We start from the raw sequence: 15373 nt of genomic DNA on the forward strand, positions 1-15373 counted from the left end.
CACCGGCAGCGGCCCACGGGCCGCTGCTTTTTCCTTGTCAAATGGTGGCCGCCGTGGTATGGTAGGAACCAGAAACAAGGAGGGATTTCCATGCGGGAACGTAGACCGCTCTATATGACCGACTTTCGCTGTATTGGCGGCGACTGCCCCGACACCTGCTGTCGGGACTGGGAAGTGGTGCTGGACGAGGAGAGCGCCGCTTTTTATCGAACGGTGCCGGGAGCACTGGGCGATCTGCTGCGATCTTCCATGACGGAACTGGATGGCGAGCCCTGCTTCTACCTCAAGGATGGGCTTTGCCCCCTGCTCAATGAACAGGGTCTGTGCCGCATTCAGCTGGAACTGGGAGAGGAGCGGTTGAGCCGGTCCTGTGATCTGCACCCCCGCTTTGCCGAGGAATACGGCTCCCTGCGGGAATGGGTGGTGTCCATGGCCTGTCCCGAGGCGGCCCGGCTGCTGCTGTCGGACCCGGCTCCCGTGACCTTTGTGGAGGAACAGACCGACGAACCGGTGTCCGGCTGCAACGATCTGGACCCACGTCTCTTTTTCTCCCTGGTATCCCTGCGGAAGACGGCCTATGGCATCGTGCAGGACCGGTCTGTGGACTGGCAGACCCGGGCGGCCCGGCTTTTGTCTCTGGCGGAAGTCTACCAGCGGAATCTGGACCAGCACCGCCTGTCCCGGCTGGACGGTGTGGTGCGGCGGTACGCCGAGGGACGGTATCCAGGCAATCTGTCCCTGCACACGCCGGACTGGTCCCTGCTGGACACCTTGGAGCCTATCAACGAAACGTGGCACACCCTGTGGCGGCAGACGCGGGAGGCTGCGCCCACGAAGGAAATGGAAACTGCGTATAATCAGGCCACGGCGTCTTGGGAGTACCAGTGGGAGCACCTTTTGGTGTACTTCCTTTACCGGTATGTCCTCAAGGCCGTCAACGACCGGCAGGTGTTGCCCAGAATCCGGCTGGCGGTGTACAGCGTTCTTTGGCTGCGGCGCATGGAACTGGCCCAATTTGCACACCATGGATGGAGTGTGGAAACCCGTATCGACCTGCTCCACCGCTACAGCCGTCAGGTGGAACACTCTGCCGACAATCTCCAAAAACTCCATACCATTTTGGCGAAAACTGTGATATAATACAGTAAATAATTAAACCATCAAGGAGACGATACCATGCGCATTGTCGTCAAAGTGGGCACCTCCACCCTGACCCACGCCACGGGGCGGCTGAACATCCGCCGGGTGGAAGCCCTCTGCAAGGTCCTGTCGGACCTGAAAAACGCGGGCCATGAGATCATTCTGGTGTCCTCCGGCGCCATCGGCATGGGCGTGGGCAAGCTGATGCTGGCCAGCCGTCCCACGGATATGCCCACCAAACAGGCCGCCGCCGCCGTGGGCCAGTGCGAGCTCATGTACGTCTATGATAAGCTGTTTTCCGAGTACCATCACACGGTGGCCCAGATTCTGCTGACCGGCTCCGACGTGGAGAACCCCCAGCGCCACGATAATTTCCGGAACACCATGTTCCGGCTGCTGGAGCTGGGGGCGCTGCCCATTGTCAACGAAAACGACACCGTTGTGACCGACGAAATCGCCGTGGGAGATAACGACACCCTGGGGGCTGTGGTGGCTGTCAGTGTGGCGGCGGACCTGCTGGTGCTGCTGTCGGATATTGACGGTCTCTACACGGCGGACCCCCACAAGCACCCCGATGCCCGGCTGATTGACCGTGTGGAGGCCATCACGCCGGAAATCGAAGCACTGGCCGGCGGGAAGGGATCGGCGTTGGGCACCGGCGGCATGGCTACCAAGCTGTCGGCGGCCCGGCTGGCCACGGAGGCCGGCACCGATATGATCATCGCCAACGGCCAATGTCCCGAACTGCTGTATGACATTGCCGACGGGAACGCTGTCGGCACCCGATTTGTGGCAAAGGAGCGAAACAAATGACCACTTTGGACCAATTAAAGGCCGCCAAGGCCGCCTGTCCGGCCCTGCTGCGGGCCACCACGGAACAGAAGAATCAGGCCCTTTCCGCCATGGCCGACGCGCTGCTGCACCATGAAGCGGACATTCTGCTGGCCAATCAGAAGGATATGGCCGCCGCCAGAGGGACCGTGTCCGAGGTCATGCTGGACCGGCTGCGGCTGGACCCGTCCCGCATCGACGGCATGGTGGAGGGCATTCGCCAGGTGGCGGCGCTGCCGGACCCGGTGGGCCGGGTTTTGGAAACCATTGAGCGGCCCAACGGCCTGCACATCGAAAAAACCGCCGTCCCCATGGGCGTGGTGGCTATCGTCTACGAGAGCCGTCCCAACGTCACCTCCGATGCAGCGGCACTGGCATTGAAAAGCGGCAACGTCTGTGTTCTCCGGGGCGGCAAGGAAGCGTTCGCCACCGCCAACGCCATCACCAACGCATTGCGGGAGGGTTTGGCGGCGGCAGGACTGCCGCAGGACTGCGTGAGTATGCTCCAGGATACCAGCCGCGACAGCGTCAATGTGCTCATGAAAGCCGTGGGTCTGGTGGACCTGTTGATTCCCCGGGGCGGTCCCGGTCTCATCAACGCCTGTGTCCAGAATGCCCTGGTGCCCTGCATCCAGACCGGTACCGGTATCTGCCACATCTATGTGGATGAAAGCGCCGATCAGGACATGGCATTGAACATCATTGAAAACGCCAAAGCCAGCCGCCCCTCCGTCTGCAATGCCGCCGAGGTGCTGCTGGTCCATCGAAAAATTGCCGCCGAGTTCCTGCCCAAGCTGCGGTTCCGTCTGGAGCGGGACCGGGTGCGGCGTGGCTTGCAGCCGGTGGAATTGCGCTGCGACCGTCGGGCCGCCGCTGTTCTGGACGGTATGGTGGCCGGTCCCCGGGACTTTGACACGGAGTTCCTCGACTATATTCTGGCTGTGGCCGTGGTGGACAGTGTGGACGCGGCCATTGACCACATCGCCGCCCATTCCACAGGCCATTCGGAAGCCATCGTCACCGAGAGCGAGGAAAACGCCCGGCTGTTTACGTCTCTGGTGGACAGCGCCGCCGTCTATGTCAACGCCTCCACTCGCTTTACCGACGGCGGAGAGTTCGGCCTGGGCTGTGAGATGGGCATTTCCACCCAGAAACTCCACGCCAGAGGTCCCATGGGCCTGCGGGAGCTGACATCCTATAAATATATTATCCGCGGCAACGGACAGATTCGATAAGGGAGAGCGATATCATGTATCAGTTGGGTTTTATTGGAACCGGCAACATGGCGGGGGCTTTGGTGGAAGCCGCCTGCAAAACCGTGGACCCGGCGGCCATTTTGCTGACCAACCGCACCGCCGCCAAGGCGGAGGTACTGGCCCAGCAATTAGGCTGTCAGGTGACCACCTCCAACAGCCAGGTGGCCCAGAATGCCAAATGGATTTTCTTGGGGGTTAAACCTCAGATGATGGCCGGAGTTCTGAGAGAGATCGCCCCGGTACTGGCGGCCCGCAAGGACCGGTTTATCCTGGTCAGCATGGCGGCGGGCCTGCGGCTGGAAACGCTGGCGCAGATGGTTGGGGAGGACTATCCGATTCTGCGAATCATGCCCAATACCCCGGCGGCCATCGGTGAAGGGATGATTTTCTATACGCCCAACCACCAGATGACCGAGGAGGAGGTCCAGGACTTCTGCACCATTCTGGCCGACGGCGGTCTCCTGGACCGTCTGCCGGAGCCGATGCTGGACGCCGGAACGGCGGTGGCGGGCTGCGGCGGCGCGTTCTGTAATATGTTCCTGGAAGCCCTGGCCGACGGCGGTGTGGCCTGCGGCCTGCCCCGGCAGAAAGCGCTGCTGTACGCGGCCCAAATGGTCATCGGTACGGCAAAGCTGATGCTGGAAACCGGCAAGCACCCCGGCGTCCTCAAGGATGAGGTCTGCTCCCCAGCGGGCAGCACCATTCAGGGCGTCCGGGCTTTGGAGCGGGGCGGCTTCCGCTCGGCGACTTTTGAAGCCGTGGTGGCGGCCTACGAAAAGACCAAGGCTTTGGACAATTAAACACAAAAAAATCGGGAGCACTGGCGCTCCCGATTTTTTATTGCGGCTTGGTCTGATATTTCTGCCGTAGTACCGTCAGCAGATGGAATACGCTGGTGACGGCAGCCAATCCGATGGCGATGCCCACGGCCACATCCCAGGTGGTTTGACCGTATTCCGAGGCCACCTCGGCGTTGCCGGCGATGGCATTATAGAGGGTGTAATACAAGGAGCCGCCGGGGACCATGGTGATGACGGCCGGGGCCGCGAACACCGTGGCTGGAGATCGCAGCAGTCGGGCCATGATTTCCGCAAAGAGACCGGCGAACAGGGCCGCAAACAGATTGGCCACCAGCAGGGATTCCATGTGAGCGTGCATCAGCAGATAGAACCCCCAGGTGGCCATGCCGCCCAGACCGGCCACAAACAGTTTCAGCCCCCGCACATGAAAAAGAATGGCGAAGCCAAAGGAGCCGAGAAAGGCGGAGGCCAGCTGCCAGAACAGTTCCATACCCGTCATCCGTAGAACCCCCTTCCCAGCAGATAGATGGCCAGGGCGAAGCCGCAGGCGATGCCGCCGGCCTGGAGCAGGGATTCACACAGACGGGACAGACCCGAAAAGGTGTCGCCGCTGAGCAGGTCCCGGACGGCGTTGGTGATGGCCAATCCAGGGATAGTCAACATAATACAGCCGATGAGTATGGCGTCCAGGTGATTGCCCAGTCCCATGCTGTAGAGAATCAAGGCCCCCAGGCCCGTGCAGAAAGCCGTGCCGAAGAGGTAGAACAGGGGGTTCATCTGCCGCCGAATGGGCAGCAGCATCATGGATTCCACCAGCAGGGCCAGCAGGGAAGCTGCCAGCGCGTCCCAGAGGTTGCCGCCGAAGAACACGGTAAAACCCGCCGCTGTCAGTACGCCGCCCACATACGTCATGAGCTTGGACAGCTGGGGGAGGTTTTGAATTTCCGCATACCGCCGTTGAATTTCTTCCACCGGCGGCTTATGGGCGCAGATATAGCGGGACAGGGCGTTGAGCCGGTCCAGCCGCGTCATATCGGTGGCGCATTGGCGCAGCCGCCGCGTCTGGGTGATGACGGTGTCGTCGTCTACTTCCAGGGAAACCACCATATTGGCGGTGATGGTAAACGAATTGACCCGGCGGACGCCATAGGCCATACACATGCGGTTGATGCTGTCCTCCACACGGCTGATTTCCGCGCCGCTGTTCTGCATGGCCTCTCCAATGTCCAAAATGGCGTGGAGCAGCCGGTGATACGAAAGAGCCATAGCAACGCTCCCTTATCCATACAAATAAAATATCCGCAGACACATGCCTGCGGATATTGATTATAACAGGGATTGTACTATTTGCAACACTTTTTTACCATGTTAAAGTATGGAAAAGGTCCTATTGTGCGGTTCCGGTTCCATCAATTGGACGGAACCGGCCCGCCCGGCAGAATGCGATGTAAAAAGTTCCATAGATTGGTGTAAAAAACAGCCTCCAGCGCCTCCGGCGGAAAGCCTCGTTCTCGCAGCCGGTCCTCCAGAGCGGCAAGGCCGCCCCAGCCGTCCAGCAGGTCCTCTTGGGACGGGTCCCAGTGGAGCCAGTATGTCCGACGGCGGGAAACGGCTTCCCCATACTCCCTGGCAAAGTCCAGGCCAAGACAGGCCCGGCCACCGGTACGGTCCCAAATGTGGAGCAGATGGGCGCAGAGATCGTCGAGACCGTCGCGGGTGTGCTGCCGCCGGACCAGAAAAGATACCTGATTCAGCCCCACCACACCATCCCGCCGCCCCAGAGCCGTCAACTGGCTGTCGGTGAGATTCCGCCGGTGGGGGCAGAGGGTCCGACAGTTGGAATGGGAGGCCAGCACCGGCCCCCGGCCCAGGGATAACACCTCCTGCAATCCAGTGTCGCTGAGGTGGCTCACGTCCACGGCCAGTCCCAAATCCCAGACACGGTAAATCAAGTCCCGTCCCGCCGCCGTCAGCCCACCGGAAAAGTCGCAGCCGTCGGCAAAGGCATTGCGGCCATTCCACGTCAGCCCCAACAGCCGGACCCCCAGCCGGTGCAGGATGGGAAGCAGAACGGATGTGCCGCCCAAGGGGTCTGCACCTTCCAGGGACAGCACCAGGGCAATCTGCCCCCGACGCCGGGCATCTTCCAATTCCGCCGCCGTGGTCACCAGGGCAAAAGCGCCGCCGCTTGCCGCCACCTCGGCCTCCACGGCGGCAAGCTGTTCCAGCGCATTTTCCAATGCTGCCCCCGGCGGTGTGGATGGGTGGACAAATACAGCGCCGATGACCAATTCCACCCCGGCATGACGGAACCGGGGCAGATAATAGGAACGAAGATATCCGTTCGTTCCGGCAGCTCGGCACAGTGCCAGTACTGCGGGAAAATCGTCGTGGGAAACAGCAACTTTCATAGGGTACCTCCACAGACCGACCGCAGCCAGCCGAAAATCAGGGCGCCGTCGGCGGCGTCCGCTCGGGCGTAGGGTCCGCAGAGCCGCTCGGGGTGCCATTGGATGGCTAAGATCGGTTTGTGCCGGTGGCCGAAGGCTTCCACCACGCCGTCCAGAGACACCTGCAAGATGGCGCAGTCCTCGGGGAGTACGGCCACGGCCTGATGGTGATGGGTGTTGACGGTGCAGCAGGGGCCGTAGAGAGACGTCAGCAGTCCGGCGGTCCGGGTGTCGTGGAACCGGTCGCTGCCGTCATCCTTGCCGCCGTGGCCGTCCACATGGGGCGTCAGACTGCCCCCCAGGGCCACGGCCAGCACCTGCGCCCCCCGGCAAATGCCTAAAATGGGCTTGTTTTGCTGAAAGAACTGGGTACAGAGTTGCAATTCCCGTTCGTCCCGTTCCCGGTCCACATCCCGGCAGAGGGCGCTGTCGCAGCCCAGGCGCTCCGGAGCCAGATCGCCGCCGCCGGGCAGCAGCAGACCGTCGGCGCTGGCCGGATCGTCGGCGACCGACAGCCCCGCCATCGCCAGGGCTGCCGTATAGTTGGGGAAGCTGGAGGGGTCATGGAGATAGATGCATGGCAAGAAAACCACCGCCTTTCTAAAGCAGTGTATGGGGGCAAAAAAGAAAAAATGAAAAAATTTTTAAAAACCTATTGACAATCTGCCATATAAGAGATATAATACCCATGCTCTTGAGATTGCTGGTATAGCTCAGTTGGTAGAGCAGCTGATTTGTAATCAGCAGGTCGGGGGTTCGAGTCCGTCTACCAGCTCCAAAAGCTAGACTGACACAAGTTCATATGGGGGATTTCCCGAGTGGCCAAAGGGGACAGACTGTAAATCTGCTGGCTATGCCTTCGGTGGTTCGAATCCACCATCCCCCACCAAAACACCTGATTTCGTATAAAATCAGGTGTTTTTCTTATCTGTTTTGCGGCGGCTTTCGGCAATGCGGCAGACACCATCCTCCAGGACTGTCGTCAACCTGGCCAGGCCCCCAAGCGGCAGAACGGGTCCGCCTGGGCTGAGAAGCAGTTGACAGGGGAGCAAAGTGCGCGTATACTGCAACTTCCAGGTAAACATAGCTCTGCTTAAAGAAAATAGCCTGTATCCGGGGAAAGAGAGTGCAACAACAAAACAGCGGCGCTACTCCGGTTTATTCGGATAGACGCCGCTGTTTTGTTAACTTTATGCCTTTAACTGATAGAGCCGGTCCGGTCCGTCGCCATGGGCAATGACAATTTCCTCGGCCATCAGTTCGTCCAGAAATGATAGCGCCCGTTCCGGTTCCAGCTGGACCTTGTCGGCCAATTCCTCCACCGAGGCGCAAATGTGTTCCGTCAGGTATTCGATCATCATCTGCTTCCGGATGGGGCCCATGGCCGCCGGGCGGCCGCCCATGAGGGTGGCGGGCTGCTCCCGCCGGCTGTTGCCCAGTACCAGCTGCAAAATGGTCCGGTCCGGGGAAAACCGCTCTTCGATTCTCGGCTGTTCCCAGCCCTGCTGCTGCCAGACCGCATAGATGCGGGGAATACCGCTGCCGGTCTGCTCTCCCAGGTCCACCAGATGAAACATCCGGGTCAGGGCCGCGTTTCTGGGATCGGACACGCCGCCGCTTCTGGCCCGTTCCACGGCAATACGGAACGCGCCGGGGTTGGAAAACACAATGCGGTCCCCCCGCCGGGCAATGACCACCCCCTGTCGTCCGTGGTAGTCCGCATTCAGCAGACAGTTGACCAGAGCTTCCCGCAGGGCTTCCCGCACCGTGTCTACCGCCGAGGCCCCATAGAGCCGCGTTTGTACCAGACGGTAAAAGTCGTACAGATTACCGCTCCAATCCCCGGAATCGGATACAATCCGGTCCGTATGACCCTCTGGTTCGGCGGCCTGCGACCGATATTCCAGGGCGTAGTTGGGAAATTGCCGGACGATGGCGGGTTCGGTACCGAACATCAGCAGACCCGCCGCCGTGGGATGCAGTGCGCCGCCCGCATCTCGGCCCGCCGCTCCCAGCTGTTCTAAAAAATCCGGGTCCGGCAGGTCCTCCCAGCCGGTGCGCCGCCGCTGTAAATGGGTCCGATACCGGTGGATGCTGTCCAGGTCCAGGGCATCCATGGTCACGGGGTCCAGAACGTCCATATCCTGGGTCTGAACGGCGGCATCCCGGAGCATGCTCAATACCTCATCCCGGGTACAGCGGTAATCGCCTTCGCCGCTGCGGCGGTAGGAGCCGGACATGGGATCGACACCGATGTACACCGGCCGGTCCTGACGCAGGGCCCGAGGTACGGTAATGGCAATGATATGGTCGCCGTCCACGGTGACCGTCTGGACCTGCTGATCGGTGAGGATGTTGGCGCTGACCTTTTTGGGGTCGTTGACGATGTCCCAGAACTCCCGAATCAGCCGGGCCGGGTCCGGCAGGTCCACGGTGTGCAGAGAATGGTCCGGGTGCTCCTCCACCCCCAGCAGCAGAATGCCGCCCAGCGTATTGGCAAAGGCCGAATACGTCTCCCAGATGCTGTGCGGAAGACCGCCCAGGGCCTTCTTGGCTTCAATCCGGTTATTCTCCCGGTATTGGTCCATTTTGGAAAAATCAATCATAGTCCGCCTCCTCTGCCGGTTCCGCCGGGTGGGTCTGTTTTGATACTATGATTGTAGCCCAACGGGATATGTTTGGCAAGGGGGAGGGGAATGGGGGAGCCCACCGCCGGATAAAAGCAATAGCATGGCATCGAAGCGGCGGTCTGTTGTCGGGCGGCGGGAAAAGAGACGGCCCGTCCCGGGGACAATGGAACCCTTGCCCCAACCGGAAAAATCCGGTATACTGAGAGAAAACCACCGGGGTGCGGCCCCGGCAACAGGAGGGTGTATCATGGCACAGATCACATTGGGAAAAACGGGTATCACCGTGAACAAGAACGGATTCGGCGCGCTGCCCATTCAGCGCATCAGCCATCAAGACGCGGCGGCGCTGCTGCGGCGGGCCTTTGACGGCGGCATCGGCTTTTTCGACACGGCCCGAGTCTACTCCGACAGTGAGGAAAAAATCGGGCTGGGCTTGGGCGACGTGCGCCATCAGCTGTACATTGCCACCAAGACGGCGGCGGAGACGGCGGAGGATTTTTGGAAGGACCTCCACACCAGTCTCACCAATCTGAAAACCGACTATGTAGATCTCTACCAGTTCCACAACCCATCGTTCTGTCCCCGACCCGGCGATGAATCGGGTCTGTATGACGCCATGTTGGAAGCCAAGCGGCAGGGCAAAATCCGCCACATCGGCATCACCAATCACCGGCTGTCCGTGGCCCGGGAGGCCATCGAATCGGGACTGTACGAGACGCTGCAATTCCCCTTCAGCTATCTGACGGGCCAGCAGGAACTGGAACTGGTGTCCCTGTGCCGGGAGAAGAATATGGGCTTTCTCTCCATGAAGGCGCTGTCCGGCGGTCTCATCACCAACAGCACCGCCGCCTACGCGTTTCAGGCCCAGTATGACACCCTGCCCATTTGGGGCATCCAGCGGGAGACAGAACTCAACGAGTTCCTGGGCTACATCCACAACCCGCCGCAGATGACGCCGGAACTGGAAGCGGTCATTCAGCGGGACCGGAAAGAATTGGCGGGCAGCTTCTGCCGTGGCTGCGGCTACTGTATGCCTACCTGCCCGGCAGAAATCGACATTGCCACCGCCGCCCGTATGTCCCTGCTGCTGCGCCGGTCGCCCAGTGCCGGACACCTCAACGAGAAGGGCCAGGCGCTGATGAAGAAGGTGGAGGACTGCACCCACTGTGGTCAATGCGCGGCCCACTGCCCCTATGAACTGGACACGCCCAAGCTGTTGGAGGACAACTACCGGGACTATATGGAAGTTCTGGCGGGCAAGCCCCTGTAAAATACGGCGAAAGGGCGCGCTGCCAACGCAGCGCGCCCTTTCCAATGGATAGGGTTAACGCAGGGCGTATTCATACTGGGCGCCGCCCAGGTCCAGCGTCACCAGAATGGACTTGCCAGAGGTGTCCACCTCGGCGGGGCACTCGACGATGGCATGGGCAATACAGGTTTCCAGAGGCGTGGCTGCCGTATAGCTGCCCACCCAGTCAAAGCTGTTGTCGCCGTCGTTGACGATGGTAAAGCCATCGTAGGGATACTGGCCGTCATAGAGGACCGAGGCGGTGAACAGCTCGTCAATGCGCAGATCCCGCTGCATGGTGTTCTTCACGTCGGCTTCCACATGGACAAAGACCTTGCCGCTCTCGGCGGGGTAACTGGTGTAGACGCTGCTGGTGTTGGGAGGCAGCACCTCGTAGGACAATTCCACTTTTTTCAGGGTGAATTCATAATCATTGGTGGTAATCAGATCGCCGATGGCGATGGGCTGGGCGGCGGGCTCTGCGGTGGCGGCAGTACCGGCCGCGGTAGCGTCACCGGCGTCACTGGACAGACTGTAGAGGTGATCGGCTTCTACCGACTGGTTGCCATCCATGTCGGTGACAATTGTATGCGAGGACAAATCATCGTTGTAGGCAATGGTAAATGTAACGCTTTCAAAGGTCTCGGCCAGCTTTTGCGGGATATTGACATAGACAACATAATCCATGTCGGTATAGGGGTCAATCTCAAAGGACTTATTGCGCTTGAAATCCATTCTCACATCGAAGCCATCCACCACAAAGGTGTCGTTGACGGTGGCTGTGAAATAGAAGGCGCTGTCCGAGATGGTGCTGGTGCCCCGGTTTTCAAAATGTCCCTCCAGGGTCAGCAGCTGGTAGCCGTCCTCCACATACAGGGAAGTGGTCGAGTGCTCACCGGTGCTGTAGGAATATTCCGGTACAACGTTGATGGTGTCGAACGTCATAAGGAACAGCTCATTGTCAATGGTTTCTCCCAGTTTCAGCGGCGTGGCTTCCGGCTTTTCCGGCTCCTCGGGTTCTTCCGGCGCTTCCGGTTCTTCCGGCTCCTCAGGAGTTTCCGGCGCCTGGGTGGTGACCTCCTCCGCCGGGTCCTTGGCCGTCTCCACGTCGTCGGTCTTGGAGCCGCAGGCCGTCAGAGACAGGGCTGTTATCAGGGCCAGCAGCAGGGCTAGTTGTTTTTTCATCGCTTTTCCTCCATTCTTTTTCTGGGTTTTCCAAAGCATATCGCACATTTTTCGACAAAACAATATCCCGGCTGCATAGGGTTTTGACAGCAACGGTTGCAAGTGGGACCATATTGATGTAGTATATACCACAAGAAGTATCGGCGGTTTGGAAACCGCCGGAGAGAGGAGGGGGCGTCGTGGTCAAAACCATGGAACCTATGACCACTGGTTCCATCTGGAAACGGATCGCCTTTTTTGCATTGCCCATCCTGCTGGGCAATTTTTTTCAGCAGATGTACAACACCGTGGACTCCCTGATCGTCGGCAATTACCTGGGGCTCAACGCTCTGGCGGCAGTCAGTTCCTCCGGCAGCCTCATCAACATGCTCATCGGCTTTCTCATGGGCGTGTCCACCGGCGCGGGCGTGGTGGTGGCCGGATTCTTTGGCGCACGGGATGAGAAAAATCTGCGCCGCGCCGTCCATACCACCGTGGCCTTCGGTCTGGTGGCCGGTGCGGTGATGACTGTGGTGGGCATGGTGCTGTCACCCCAGATTCTGGAATGGATGGACACGCCCCAGGCGGTTATGGAACAGTCGGTGGTGTACCTGCGGATCTATTTCCTGGGCTCCCTGGGCAACGTCCTCTATAATATCTGCGTGGGCGTTTTACAAGCCGTGGGCGACAGCCGCCATCCCCTGTACTATCTGATCGTTTCCTCGCTGGTGAATCTGGTGCTGGACCTGGTGTTCATCGCCGGACTGGGCTGCGGCGTGGGCGGCGCGGCGGCGGCCACGGTGATCTCCCAAATCGTCAGCGCGATCCTGTGTCTGATCCAGCTGGCCCGTTCCCGGGAGGCTTACGGCCTGCGGTGGCGGGAGATTCGGTTCCACAAGGGAATGCTGGGACAGGTGCTGCGCCTCGGCGTGCCCTCCGGCGTCCAGAACTCCATCATCAACTTTGCCAATGTCATCGTCCAGTCCAACGTCAACGCCTTCGGGGAAATGGCTATGGCAGGCTACGGCGCGTATACCAAGGTGGAGGGCTTCGCATTCCTGCCCATCACCAGCTTCGCCATGGCCCTGACCACCTTTATCGGGCAGAATTTGGGCGCGAAAGAGTTTGAACGGGCGAAAAAGGGCGCCCGCTTCGGTATCCTGACGACGGTAATTCTGGCCGAACTCATCGGTGTTGTCATCTTTCTGCTGGCGCCCTCGCTCATTGCCGCCTTTGACAGCACGCCGGAAGTCATCGCCTTCGGTACCGACAAATCCCGGACGGCGGCACTGTTCTATTTCCTGCTGGCCTATTCCCATGGCTCCGCTGCCGTGCTGCGGGGCGCGGGCAAGGCCATGGTACCCATGGTAGTGCTGATGGTCTGCTGGTGTGCCATCCGGGTCACCTTCCTGTCCATCGCTGTGCCGTTGACCGGCAGCATTCTGACGGTGTACTGGGTGTATCCGCTGACGTGGTTCCTCAGCTCTGTGACATTCTTCTTCTATTCCCGGAAGGGCGACTATCTGAACCGCAAGGTCTTCGGCGCGGACGGCCCCTGACCGGTGAGCGAATTCGCAGATGGGAACCAACAGCAATCCGCTGTTCAAATAGAGACAAATAGAGAAAGGAAGGGAACTGACGATGATTGATACGATTCTGTTAAATCTCCCGGTAATTTTTTTCCTGCTGGTGTTTTTGGGTCTCCTTGTGTTTTGCGTCTGGTATCTCAAAGCCTTTTATGCAGGGCGCGCTGAAAAGCAGAAAACGGCAGAGGCCCAGCGGATACGGCATGGCGGCGAAAGTGTGTTGGAGTGGTCCGAACCATATGCCCAGGGTGACCCCGACCGTGAATTTGGGCGATTGGTTGTTCTGATTCCAAAACGGCTCGGAGGCGATGCGGCCCGCTTTTACGAAAAAGGCGTGGTGCTGGACGCCAAGCGGCTGCCCTATTCGCAGCTGAAAGACGTGGTCTTGATGGAGGCGGAAGATACCATGACGATTAAGGACGCCATCAAGGATTCCGGCGTGTTGTGGCTTTATCCAAAAAAGGGAAGCGCCATTGCGCTGCGCGGCCTGAACTATCAGTTCGATAATACGGTCATGGAAGCCATCAAAAACGGCCTGGGATTTCGCTCCTGAGCGCCGGACCACAGACAGGAAAACACGCTCAGTTCCAAACGGAACTGGGCGTGTTTTGCCTGATAACAGGTAATAGTTCAAACTTTTTGCACAGCTGTGACGGCGTCCCGTACCCATGGCCCCATCCGGAAGACCGACAGCATACAGCCCATAAGCAGGGCGTTGAACACCAAAGCTGTGCCGCCGTAGGACACAAACGGGAAGGAAATGGCGCCAAACAATCCATATCCCAGGTTGGTAACGCCGTAGGACAGCACTTGCAACACAAACGTGGTGCTGACTGCCAGAACCAACAGCTTTCCGAGCATGCTCTGCTGACGCAGACCGCGGCGTATACAGAAGATACACAGTCCTACAGACAACAGCATCAGCACCAGAAACGGCCCCAGACCAAAGTGGTGGATACCGTAGAGCAAGGAGTAATCCGTTTCCAGATTGGGGATGGTGGAAAGGTCTCCGCTTCCCTCGCCCCAAAAAGCAGCCTGGGCGATGAGTTCCCGCACTTGATTATTGAGATGGCCGTCCAGATCGATACGGAAGCTGCGGAACTGCAAATTTTCCGAGGAGAGCAAAGTGACCAGAAATACGCCGCAACACATCAACGGGGGAATCAGCGCCAGGGCCAGTCCGCGGACCCGGCGCACCTGAAACCAGCCCTGCCAGATGGCTGTGTACAGCAGTAATACACTGGTGATAGTATAGAGCAGAAAACCGAAAATGGTGGGAATCCAAAGCAGAATCCCCGCAAAGGGCAGATAGGCCAGCCCACAGTAAACGATACCCAACATGCCCCGGTTCCGCATCCGGTATACGAACAGTCCGTAGGCCATGGGGAAAATCAGCGCTAGATTTCCCAGCATGATGTTGAACGGGGGCAGCGACAAAACCGCAAAGCCATGCCCTGCCAGTTCAACATTTAATATAATATTGGCGCGGAATAAGGCCAGCAGAGAAAGCGCCAGCACCAGACCATAGACCTTACCGGCATGACGGCCCAGCAGGGAAGTGTCCATAAAATAACCGAGGAAAAACGCGGCAGCAGCGATACCATAGGGGAGTGCCCATATGGCGTCCGGTGACAGCACGGATTGCAGAACCAGCCCCACGGCCAGGAGCACCAGGATTACAAACATGGGAAGCCAGGGCGTTTGCGGGCGATGGGTCTGATTCAGGGCTTGTCCCACCATTTGGGCGTCACCCATCTGGGCCACCGCCATCCGGGCGGCCTCGTCTGCATCGTGGCCCTGCTCCAGATAGGCGTCCTGCTGGTCACAGAGGTGCTGTTCCAACTCTTGCGCTACGACGTGCCGCACCCGTTTCCAGCGGATTTGCTGCGACACCTGCTGACAGTATTCGGTGAAGTGCTCATTGGAAGGCATGGACGCTGTCCCCTTTCAGAATCTTTTCCACGGCATCTACAAAGCGGGTCCATTCCCGCTGCTTTTCCTGAAGCCGCTCTCGTCCGGCCTCTGTCAGATGGTAATACTTGCGAATGCGCTCCTGCGGCGCCCGCTGTTCGTAGGAGGATACCAACCCCTGCTTTTCCAGGGTGTGCAGAATGGGATAGAGCGTCCCGGCTTTGAAATCAAAGGTGTGATTGGAACGCTGAGCCAGCGTTCCAATCATCTCATAGCCATATATATCCCGTTCCTCCAGCAGCTTGAGAATCAATGTG

Annotated in this window: 15 protein-coding genes and 2 tRNA genes; 9 read left to right on the plus strand and 8 right to left on the minus strand. The window is 59.3% G+C overall.

Annotated elements, in window-relative coordinates; translation table 11 throughout:
* Positions 1–90: 90 nt before the first annotated feature.
* Genes fliB through proC form a run of 4 tightly spaced genes read left to right on the plus strand, consistent with a single transcriptional unit; the run spans position 91 to position 4027 of the window.
* Complete coding sequence (gene fliB, locus ACTQ33_RS03670; protein ID WP_441462295.1) at positions 91–1140, plus strand: flagellin lysine-N-methylase; 1050 nt, start codon at positions 91–93, stop codon at positions 1138–1140.
* A gap of 36 nt (positions 1141–1176) precedes the next feature.
* Positions 1177–1953, plus strand: coding sequence for a glutamate 5-kinase (gene proB / locus ACTQ33_RS03675; RefSeq protein ID WP_441462297.1), 777 nt, complete (start codon positions 1177–1179; stop codon positions 1951–1953).
* Positions 1950–3206: a glutamate-5-semialdehyde dehydrogenase gene (locus tag ACTQ33_RS03680; protein ID WP_441462299.1), complete on the plus strand. Its 1257-nt coding sequence runs from the start codon at positions 1950–1952 to the stop codon at positions 3204–3206. The genes proB and ACTQ33_RS03680 overlap by 4 nt, the downstream gene beginning before the upstream one ends.
* A 14-nt stretch (positions 3207–3220) precedes the next feature.
* Positions 3221–4027 (plus strand): pyrroline-5-carboxylate reductase, encoded by an 807-nt coding sequence (proC, locus tag ACTQ33_RS03685; RefSeq protein WP_441462301.1) that lies wholly within the window; start codon positions 3221–3223, stop codon positions 4025–4027.
* Positions 4028–4064: 37 nt separating this feature from the next.
* Here proC and ACTQ33_RS03690 read toward each other — a convergent pair whose 3' ends face one another.
* From ACTQ33_RS03690 to ACTQ33_RS03705, 4 genes are all read right to left on the minus strand, one after another.
* Positions 4065–4526 (minus strand): threonine/serine exporter family protein, encoded by a 462-nt coding sequence (locus ACTQ33_RS03690; RefSeq protein ID WP_441462303.1) that lies wholly within the window; start codon positions 4524–4526, stop codon positions 4065–4067.
* Positions 4523–5293 carry a threonine/serine exporter family protein gene (locus tag ACTQ33_RS03695; RefSeq protein ID WP_441462304.1) on the minus strand — a complete coding sequence of 257 codons (771 nt, stop codon included), beginning with the start codon at positions 5291–5293 and terminating at the stop codon, positions 4523–4525. The genes ACTQ33_RS03690 and ACTQ33_RS03695 overlap by 4 nt, the downstream gene beginning before the upstream one ends.
* A 143-nt stretch (positions 5294–5436) precedes the next feature.
* Positions 5437–6438, minus strand: coding sequence for a dipeptidase (locus ACTQ33_RS03700; protein ID WP_441462306.1), 1002 nt, complete (start codon positions 6436–6438; stop codon positions 5437–5439).
* Entirely contained in the window at positions 6435–7061 is a 627-nt protein-coding gene (locus tag ACTQ33_RS03705; protein WP_441462308.1) for a gamma-glutamyl-gamma-aminobutyrate hydrolase family protein, read from the minus strand. The genes ACTQ33_RS03700 and ACTQ33_RS03705 overlap by 4 nt, the downstream gene beginning before the upstream one ends.
* A 118-nt stretch (positions 7062–7179) precedes the next feature.
* Between ACTQ33_RS03705 and ACTQ33_RS03710 the strand changes: the two genes are divergently transcribed.
* Together ACTQ33_RS03710 and ACTQ33_RS03715 are read left to right on the plus strand one after the other, a co-directional pair.
* Positions 7180–7255, plus strand: a tRNA-Thr gene (locus tag ACTQ33_RS03710).
* Between the two features lie 26 nt (positions 7256–7281).
* A tRNA-Tyr gene (locus tag ACTQ33_RS03715) sits at positions 7282–7366 on the plus strand.
* A 301-nt stretch (positions 7367–7667) separates the two neighbouring features.
* On the opposite strand, the gene ACTQ33_RS03720 is transcribed toward ACTQ33_RS03715, so the two are convergent.
* Positions 7668–9083 carry an ATP-binding protein gene (locus ACTQ33_RS03720; RefSeq protein WP_441462310.1) on the minus strand — a complete coding sequence of 472 codons (1416 nt, stop codon included), beginning with the start codon at positions 9081–9083 and terminating at the stop codon, positions 7668–7670.
* A gap of 271 nt (positions 9084–9354) precedes the next feature.
* On the opposite strand from ACTQ33_RS03720, the gene ACTQ33_RS03725 reads away from it, so the two are divergent.
* Entirely contained in the window at positions 9355–10377 is a 1023-nt protein-coding gene (locus tag ACTQ33_RS03725) for an aldo/keto reductase (protein WP_441462312.1), read from the plus strand.
* Between the two features lie 54 nt (positions 10378–10431).
* Here the strand turns inward: ACTQ33_RS03725 and ACTQ33_RS03730 are convergent, their stop codons facing one another.
* Positions 10432–11580: a hypothetical protein gene (locus ACTQ33_RS03730; RefSeq protein ID WP_441462314.1), complete on the minus strand. Its 1149-nt coding sequence runs from the start codon at positions 11578–11580 to the stop codon at positions 10432–10434.
* A 191-nt stretch (positions 11581–11771) separates the two neighbouring features.
* On the opposite strand from ACTQ33_RS03730, the gene ACTQ33_RS03735 reads away from it, so the two are divergent.
* Together ACTQ33_RS03735 and ACTQ33_RS03740 are read left to right on the plus strand one after the other, a co-directional pair.
* Positions 11772–13118, plus strand: coding sequence for an MATE family efflux transporter (locus tag ACTQ33_RS03735; protein ID WP_441462467.1), 1347 nt, complete (start codon positions 11772–11774; stop codon positions 13116–13118).
* A gap of 82 nt (positions 13119–13200) precedes the next feature.
* On the plus strand, positions 13201–13698 hold the full coding sequence (locus ACTQ33_RS03740; RefSeq protein ID WP_441462316.1) for a hypothetical protein: 498 nt from the start codon (positions 13201–13203) through the stop codon (positions 13696–13698).
* 77 nt (positions 13699–13775) lie between these two features.
* Here ACTQ33_RS03740 and ACTQ33_RS03745 read toward each other — a convergent pair whose 3' ends face one another.
* Together ACTQ33_RS03745 and ACTQ33_RS03750 are read right to left on the minus strand one after the other, a co-directional pair.
* Positions 13776–15077, minus strand: a complete 1302-nt coding sequence (locus ACTQ33_RS03745) for a permease prefix domain 1-containing protein (RefSeq protein WP_441462318.1) — start codon at positions 15075–15077, stop codon at positions 13776–13778.
* Positions 15064–15369 (minus strand): PadR family transcriptional regulator, encoded by a 306-nt coding sequence (locus ACTQ33_RS03750; protein WP_441462320.1) that lies wholly within the window; start codon positions 15367–15369, stop codon positions 15064–15066. Before ACTQ33_RS03750 ends, ACTQ33_RS03745 begins: the two co-directional genes overlap by 14 nt.
* Positions 15370–15373: the final 4 nt, after the last annotated feature.

Origin of the sequence: Candidatus Avoscillospira sp. LCP25S3_F1 (assembly GCF_052117125.1) — a bacterium.
In the GTDB taxonomy this organism is placed as follows: domain Bacteria; phylum Bacillota; class Clostridia; order Oscillospirales; family Oscillospiraceae; genus Avoscillospira_A.